Annotated in this window: 14 protein-coding genes; 1 reads left to right on the forward strand and 13 read right to left on the reverse strand. The window is 54.0% G+C overall.

Translation table 11 applies throughout. From position 1 onward, the window contains the following. The 13 genes from QNK41_RS16835 to QNK41_RS16895 form a co-directional block, all read right to left on the reverse strand. The coding region (locus QNK41_RS16835; protein ID WP_319259042.1) for an NAD(P)H-dependent oxidoreductase at positions 1-135 on the reverse strand (135 nt) is incomplete at its 3' end. An 18-nt stretch (positions 136-153) separates the two neighbouring features. Beyond that, positions 154-498 (reverse strand): cytochrome c3 family protein, encoded by a 345-nt coding sequence (locus QNK41_RS16840; protein WP_319259018.1) that lies wholly within the window; start codon positions 496-498, stop codon positions 154-156. Positions 499-597: 99 nt separating this feature from the next. Next, positions 598-753, reverse strand: a complete 156-nt coding sequence (locus QNK41_RS16845; RefSeq protein WP_319259044.1) for a hypothetical protein — start codon at positions 751-753, stop codon at positions 598-600. Between the two features lie 195 nt (positions 754-948). Next, positions 949-1,134 carry a hypothetical protein gene (locus tag QNK41_RS16850; RefSeq protein WP_319259020.1) on the reverse strand — a complete coding sequence of 62 codons (186 nt, stop codon included), beginning with the start codon at positions 1,132-1,134 and terminating at the stop codon, positions 949-951. A gap of 60 nt (positions 1,135-1,194) precedes the next feature. Continuing rightward, a complete protein-coding gene (locus tag QNK41_RS16855; protein ID WP_319259022.1) occupies positions 1,195-1,629 on the reverse strand; it encodes a flavodoxin domain-containing protein in 435 nt (144 codons plus the stop codon). Between the two features lie 18 nt (positions 1,630-1,647). Next, positions 1,648-1,803 carry a rubredoxin-like domain-containing protein gene (locus QNK41_RS16860; RefSeq protein ID WP_319259024.1) on the reverse strand — a complete coding sequence of 52 codons (156 nt, stop codon included), beginning with the start codon at positions 1,801-1,803 and terminating at the stop codon, positions 1,648-1,650. A 153-nt stretch (positions 1,804-1,956) separates the two neighbouring features. Next, a complete protein-coding gene (locus QNK41_RS16865) occupies positions 1,957-2,331 on the reverse strand; it encodes a desulfoferrodoxin (protein WP_319259026.1) in 375 nt (124 codons plus the stop codon). Positions 2,332-2,381: 50 nt separating this feature from the next. After that, positions 2,382-2,957 carry a rubrerythrin gene (gene rbr, locus QNK41_RS16870; protein ID WP_319259028.1) on the reverse strand — a complete coding sequence of 192 codons (576 nt, stop codon included), beginning with the start codon at positions 2,955-2,957 and terminating at the stop codon, positions 2,382-2,384. A 53-nt stretch (positions 2,958-3,010) separates the two neighbouring features. Then, entirely contained in the window at positions 3,011-3,220 is a 210-nt protein-coding gene (locus QNK41_RS16875; protein WP_319259029.1) for a hypothetical protein, read from the reverse strand. A 338-nt stretch (positions 3,221-3,558) separates the two neighbouring features. Next, the gene (locus QNK41_RS16880) at positions 3,559-4,167 is read right to left on the reverse strand and encodes a peroxiredoxin (protein ID WP_319259031.1); all 609 of its coding nucleotides are present in this window, start codon (positions 4,165-4,167) and stop codon (positions 3,559-3,561) included. Positions 4,168-4,281: 114 nt separating this feature from the next. After that, positions 4,282-4,851, reverse strand: coding sequence for a TlpA disulfide reductase family protein (locus QNK41_RS16885; RefSeq protein WP_319259034.1), 570 nt, complete (start codon positions 4,849-4,851; stop codon positions 4,282-4,284). Between the two features lie 194 nt (positions 4,852-5,045). After that, the gene (locus QNK41_RS16890) at positions 5,046-5,519 is read right to left on the reverse strand and encodes a ferritin family protein (RefSeq protein ID WP_319259036.1); all 474 of its coding nucleotides are present in this window, start codon (positions 5,517-5,519) and stop codon (positions 5,046-5,048) included. 133 nt (positions 5,520-5,652) lie between these two features. Continuing rightward, positions 5,653-5,868, reverse strand: a complete 216-nt coding sequence (locus tag QNK41_RS16895; RefSeq protein WP_319259038.1) for a hypothetical protein — start codon at positions 5,866-5,868, stop codon at positions 5,653-5,655. A 168-nt stretch (positions 5,869-6,036) separates the two neighbouring features. On the opposite strand from QNK41_RS16895, the gene tpx reads away from it, so the two are divergent. After that, positions 6,037-6,636 (forward strand): thiol peroxidase, encoded by a 600-nt coding sequence (gene tpx / locus QNK41_RS16900; RefSeq protein WP_319259040.1) that lies wholly within the window; start codon positions 6,037-6,039, stop codon positions 6,634-6,636. Positions 6,637-6,789 lie beyond the last annotated feature (153 nt).

A 6,789-nucleotide genomic window follows, 5' to 3' on the forward strand; every position in this document is an offset into this window, starting at 1 on the left:
CACAATGCCGGCCCGGGCCACCTGGATGGTTTTAACGGCAGCGCCCGCCTGGCTGGCCTTTTCCAGAAAAGACGCCAGAAGGGTGTCGGTGTTTCCACCTTTGCGGGGGCTGCCCTGAAGTCCTAAGATCAGCATGGTTGGATGTTCTTCTCGTTATTTGACGTGACAGGTTTTGCAGGTCACCGGGCCATGGGGCTTGCCGGCCTTCTTCTCCTGCTTATGGCACTTGATACACTGAAGATTCATCACTTTTTTCGCTTTCAGCGTGCCCGTTTCTTTCAACTTTTTAATCGCCTCGGTTTCCTGGGGAAAGACGCTGTGGCAGACGTTGCAGTCTTTGATTCGGTCCTGATGCTGGCGATGGGGAAAGGGTACGTTGCCCGATTTACCGCCGAAAATGCCGATATTCTCCTGACCCTGGTTGACGGCAGCGGCCATGACCACAGACAGACCAAGCACAATAGCGGTGACGATAATACCCAATAGGCGGTGTCTCATGCAATACTCCGGTTCTGACGGTAATTGTCGCAATGCTAAGCATTCAACGCATCAACCGGGCATGCCACCCGATTGATGCGCCAGATGCACGGTTGACGATCAGTACATAATCTTGTGGGCCAGGTCGTCCTCGGTCACCTTGACGCTGAACAGTTTGTAGGCGTAAATCTGGTAAGCCAGCACCACGGGGACGAACAGAAAGTGGAACATGGTGGCGGCGGCAAACTGGAGCCGCGATAACATGACAACATCCATACCAATTACTCCTAGAACCGATGCCGACAGCCAACCGACCGGGTCGGCTGGCCTATAAATAGTGGGTCATTTATTGTGTTCATTCAGGCGGTCCCCAACCCTTGAGGCACTGTCGAGTCAATCAACGGGGCCGTGTGGGTTGGAACCCATGGGGTTGCAGTGAAAATGGGGCAGCAAACAGCACGTGGCGGCAGGCTATGCGCCCCCATCCAGGGTGCACTGGGTAAAGTCGATGGGCTTGCCGCACTTTGCGCAGGTGTGATCCTTGTTGAACTCGTCGGAGAAGATCTCTTTGCTCTCGCCGCATTCAGGGCACTTGCAGATAAAGGATTTCAGGGTTTTAAAAGTCTGATAGCCGGGGCAATGTTGGGGTGTGGACATAGCATCCTCCTTTTTGCAATCTGGGATAGGGTGGTGTTGATGAACCATTTACATCGATTGTCAGGTCAGTTTTTCGGCAATCTCCCGTCCGTAATCCTGGGCCATTTTCAGGCCACCGCCCAGGTTGGCCGACTTGAGCCGCAAGGGGATGCTTACCATGGTCATCTTGAAAATGTTTTTCATGGTGTCAAAAATGCGGTCCGGGGCTTCGCCGCTCCATCCAAAGGCGCCGAAGGCACCGCCAACCTTGCCTTCGAGTTCGGCCTTTTCAGCCATGAACAGCAGGGTCTTCATTCCCTGGACCATTTCCCCGTGGTAGGTCGGAGAGCCGAACACCACGGCATCGTACCCCTTCAGGTCTTCCTCTTTTTTAATCTCGGTCATTTTGACCACATTTGCCTCATGGCCCGAGAAACGAATCCCTTCGGCGATGAGATTGCCTATTTTTTCGGTCTCGCCTGTGCGTGTGGCATACACGATGAGCGTTTTCGCCATTTCCCGCTCCCTTTCTTCCTATTTGATTCTTGGATCCTTGCCTTCGTACTGGCAGTCAGGCGTGTAACAGGTGTTGTCCAGGAAATCACATTTTTCCTTGCATGACGGACATTTCTCAGGCGGCCTGTCCGCCTGCAGCTCATATCCGCAATTCCCGCATTTCCAGCTGCCCATGAGGCACCTCCTTGTGGATGTTGATCGTGTGGCCTATATCCTGCGGGCACAGATCACGTGCCGTCCCTGGCGGTAAGCCAGGACCGGCCTTCGGTTCTCGGGAGACGGTTACCAGGGGGGGCACCGTCTCCCGACTTTTATAGAGACGCAGGGTTACGCTTTCCACAGCCCGTGAAGGTTGCAGTATTCCCGGGCGGAAACCGATGCTGCATCGACTTTGAACACGGCTTCGGGCGTCTTGCCCGGGTCGAGAAACTGGAAGTAGGATTTGCCGTCCGCGATCAGCTCGATCCACTGAATCCAGTGCTTCTCTTCCATGGGGTGGGGGACGCCGCCAACTTTGACCTTGTATCCGCCGTCGATCTTTTCGACCACCGGCACGTGCTTTTCCTTGGCCGCGTCAACGGTGTTGGCCGTCAGCTTCTTCATGGGCTCTCCGCAGCATACCAACTCGCCGTCGCCGCCGACGAGCACCTGAACGATGTTGCCACAAAGATCGCACTTGTAAACCTCATATCTTTCAGCCATTTTTTTCTCCTTATCGGTTGGTTGAACGGTTGATAATGGGGTGATGCCGTTTACCAGTTCTCACCCAGAATTTCAAAATGGGCTTGGGGGTGGGCGCAGGCCGGGCACATCTCGGGGGGTTCGGTGCCTTCAAAAAGATAGCCGCAGTTACGGCAGCGCCAGGTGACGCTCTGCGCTCTTTTGAACATCCGCCCGGTTTCGATGTTGGCTTTGAGGTCCAAGTAGCGTTTTTCGTGCTGCCGTTCAGCCACTGCGATGGCCTCGAAGATGAATGCCACGTGATCCAGGCCCTCTTCCCGTGCGACATTGGCAAATCCCGGATACATGGTGGTCCACTCGTAGTTCTCGCCGCCGGCCGCTTCTTTGAGGTTCTCGAGGGTGGTGCCGATCACCCCGGCCGGAAATGCACCGGTGACCTCCACTTCGCCCCCTTCCAGCAGTTTGAACAGCCGTTTGGCATGCTCTTTCTCCTGGTTGGCGGTCTCTTCGAAGATGTCTGCAATCTGTACAAAACCTTCTTTTTTAGCCTGCTTGGTGAAATAGGTGTAGCGGTTTCTCGCCTGAGATTCACCGCAAAAAGCCGTCAAAATGTTCTTCTCTGTCTGTGTGCCTTTAATCGATGCCAAGCGGTTTCCTCCTTTAGATGTTTAGGATTTAATATGTGGATGCTGATCTTACGTCAGCAAGGTTCATCCCACCAGCCTTTGGCGATGTGGTTGCGTTTCTCCGCTTCGGCCAGTTGTTTGATTTTGTAGCCCGAGTCGCGAAGCATGCCGTAAAGAATGCCGCATCCGGTGTCCTCACGGTCGTCGTCGCCATCGTGGGCCAGTTTGATCATGCGCTCGGCCAGCAGAATGACTTGTCTGAGATGGTGGTCACACGGTTTCACGGATTCAAGCTCTCCGAAGGGGTTTGGGAGCCGCCGGCCGGTCTGGCAGGGCCGTCAGTATCACTACAAGAGAATATCAAGATGCGTGCCAAAGTTCTGATGTTGGTTGGTATGCCAAGCAACTTAATGAAAATATTTAAAAAATAGGTTTTCTTACGTCCTTGGGCAACCCGTTGTGCCGGTCACGCCGGTTTTCTTGGAAACGTGTGTGGTGAAGGAGGCGGCCGGGATTTCTTGAGATGGTTAAAGGAAACGTCCGTCATTCAGGGTCTCATGTTTTCGTGATACACAGTTGTCTCGTAAGACAGAAAGCGTGGGACGGTTTAATCGTTCATGGGTCACTGAATCGCCTGTAACGCACCCACGATGTCTTTCAGATTGGGGCGTCGATTGATATCGGATACAGTGATGAAGCGAATGATCCCGGCTTTGTCGATAATGAACAGCGCCCGTTCGGCAGTTCCGTCCGTGCGCAACACACCAAACCGCCCTGCCGCCTCACCGTGTGGCCAGAAATCCGACAGCACGGGAAACCAGAGTTCGCCCATCTGCCGGGTCCATGCATGCAGGGTTGGCAGATTGTCGACGGTGATGCCCAACAGGATTGCATCGTGCTGCACGAAAACGTCCCTGACAATATTGTATCCGGGCCATTGATCCGAACAGACCGGCGTCCACGCCGCAGGGACAAAGGAGATCACGACGTTGTGGGTTCCCCGGTACTGCGCCAGGGAAACGGTTTCACCCGTCAGAGACGGCAGGGAAAGAGGCGGGGCCGGATCACCGACCTTGACCTTCAACACACTGTCCACCGGCTTGAGCTGGCCGGGATCATAGATCATGGTTTGGAGGGTTTGTTCCTGGGCTGCGCCTGGGCCAGGACTGATCGCAGCCAACAGCATGGCGACACACCCCAACACGTGCATCAGCAGTTTTGTATTGTTCATCGGTTTCACCGTTAATTTAAATCAATTTGAGTGTTTCCAAATTAATTTAACAACCTAACCAGCGGGAGATTTGAGATCGTCAGGGCAAGGCAGGTTATCCGACAGGCTCGACAATCAATCCAGGCTTAAAAAGCCGTTCAGGCGGTTGATGAAGGTTTCCACCTTGTCCATATTTCCGGCACCGGTCCACAGGACCCGCCCCTTGTCGTTCGGTCCGATGTCGGCGATGATGAAAAACGGGGTGCGAACCTCTCCCACTGATTGGTGAATAATAAAGTCTTCGTCAGGGAACAGGGGAAACGCCACTTGATAGTGGTTGCGGAAATGGTCGACTTCATAGGCGGAATTACCGACCCCGATCCCTATTATCTTCACGCGGCCATGCAGGGTCTCCGACGCCTCAATGGCCTGATACAGGCGGTTGACGGCCGGTGCCTCCCGCTGGCAGTGGGGACAGTACATGCTGAAAATCTCGATAATGAGCAGTTGTCCGGCGATGGTTGTGGCATCGAAGCTGCCGTGCTCGGTGAGTCCCAGATAGGCGCGCGTTTTAGGTGGCTCGGGAGCGTCCAGGCGAATGCCCACCAGCAGTTCTCCAGCCGCCGGCGCCTTTTCCGCCGATGCCATACCGGGCAGGGCCAACACGACCAGAGCGACCGTCAACTGCAGGCAAAGGGTTCTCATCAGGTTACCTTTCCATCAAGGGTTTTTCCGCATGGTGTTCGGCAGGATGGATAAGCGTATCAGGTGCGAACCTGGCACACTGGTGTCTCATGCAACAGCCGAAACACCACAAACAGAGGAAGGCTGAGGGAAGCGCCCGAGTCATATAGCCGAGGGTGCTTCCCGTAACTAAAACGATAGACCGTGACGACCGGTCATTTGGTGGCGATCAGGCGGCGGCTGAGCAGATTGATGTGGGACATCTCTTCCTTGATGATGCCGTCCAATCGGGACTGGCCCAAGCCTTCCGGTACCAGGTCTTTCATCCCCAGATAAAATACAATCGAATCTTTTTCCGCCAGAATGGCGGCCTTGAGAATCGCCTGTAAAGATTGGGTATCGATCTCTTTTTCGAAAAAGATGCGGGTGTCGGCCAGGGCCTTTAGGTACGATCCCGCTTCGCCTCCCGGGTCAAACACGGTCGATGTTTTTTCCGCTGCGGTGAGCTTTTTTCTCATGCTGGAAAATGTTTTTTCGTGGTTATCTTCCATGGTCGCCAGGTCCGAGAGAAAATTTTTGGCGTCCGGGTCCTTGATATCGGCGGCGGCCTTTCTGTAGAAGACGGCACCGTTTCTTTCAATCTGCTCAGCCATCTCAAATACATCATCCGCATTATAATCGTAGCTCATGGTTGGATATGCCTTTCTTTCCTGACGTGAGGGGTGTCTCAAAATGGGTATTTAGCAGGATCGCTAGTGTCCGATACATGCCTGCTTCATTGGTGTGCTGTCAACCTAAAAACTGAACGAAACGCCCGGCGGATCAGGCCTTTTCTTCATTCAGGCGGCACTCATCGTCCCACTCGGGGCAGGCGCTTTTGCGTTCGGTTTCAAATTGGAGCATGCATTCACCGCACTCCAGTTCGATGTTCGGTGCATCTCCATAGCGTTCCTTGATCTCTTCTTTGGACAATACCTGCGCAAAGCTGCACCCGCATTGGGGGCAGGCGGATTTGACGTGATAGCGTTTATGGCCCATGAATAGTCTCCCGATGATTTGAAGTTTGTGAAAAATGAGTTATCATAACTACAAAAGCAATATTAATGCCATTGGGTGGTGCGTGTTTTTTTGCCCTGGCATGTTTATTGATGGTTGATGCAGGCAGCAAATCGCTGCTACTTACCCATATCTTCCAAGGAGGACAACATGGCTCAAACCGCATTTAAAGGATCACCCGTACAATTGTCCGGCGATCTTCCTCAGCGGGGAACGGATGCCCCGGATTTTACCTTGACCCGCAGCGACCTGTCCGATGTTTCGCTGAAGGATTACGCGGGAAAAACCGTTGTTCTGAACATTTTTCCGAGCATCGATACACCGACCTGCGCCATGTCGGTGAGAAAATTCAACGCTGAAATCGGCAACACCGAAAATGCGGTGGTGCTATGCATATCGGCCGATCTTCCCTTTGCCCATGCGCGGTTCTGCGGAGCCGAAGGGCTGGATCACGTGGTCTCCGCATCCACCTTTCGAAGCCCCGGCTTCGGCGATGTCTATGGCATGCGTATTGCTGGCGGTCCGCTGGCCGGACTCATGGCGCGGGCGGTAGTGGTCATCGACGGGAAGGGCAAGGTGGTCTACACCCAACTGGTGGACGAGATCTCCAAGGAACCGGATTACGACAAAGCCATGGCGTGCCTGTCCAGTGAGGACGTCATGCAGGCATGTACGGCCAGCTTTACGGCGGAACACTCCCGGGGCATGGACGATGACGGTCCTTGTGACGACGGCCGTGCCGGTGGGTGATACCTCGTGCCCATCCATAAATGGTTATTTTGCCCGATCTCTGCGTTGCGCGAAAAATTTTATCCTCGGAATATCAACTATATGCACCCCAAGGGCACTTCTTTCAGGGCGCCTCCGGTAAAATTTTTCGCACGCCTTGATCTCGACCAAAAT

It is taken from the genome of Desulfosarcina sp. (assembly GCF_033791525.1).
Taxonomy (GTDB): domain Bacteria; phylum Desulfobacterota; class Desulfobacteria; order Desulfobacterales; family Desulfosarcinaceae; genus Desulfosarcina.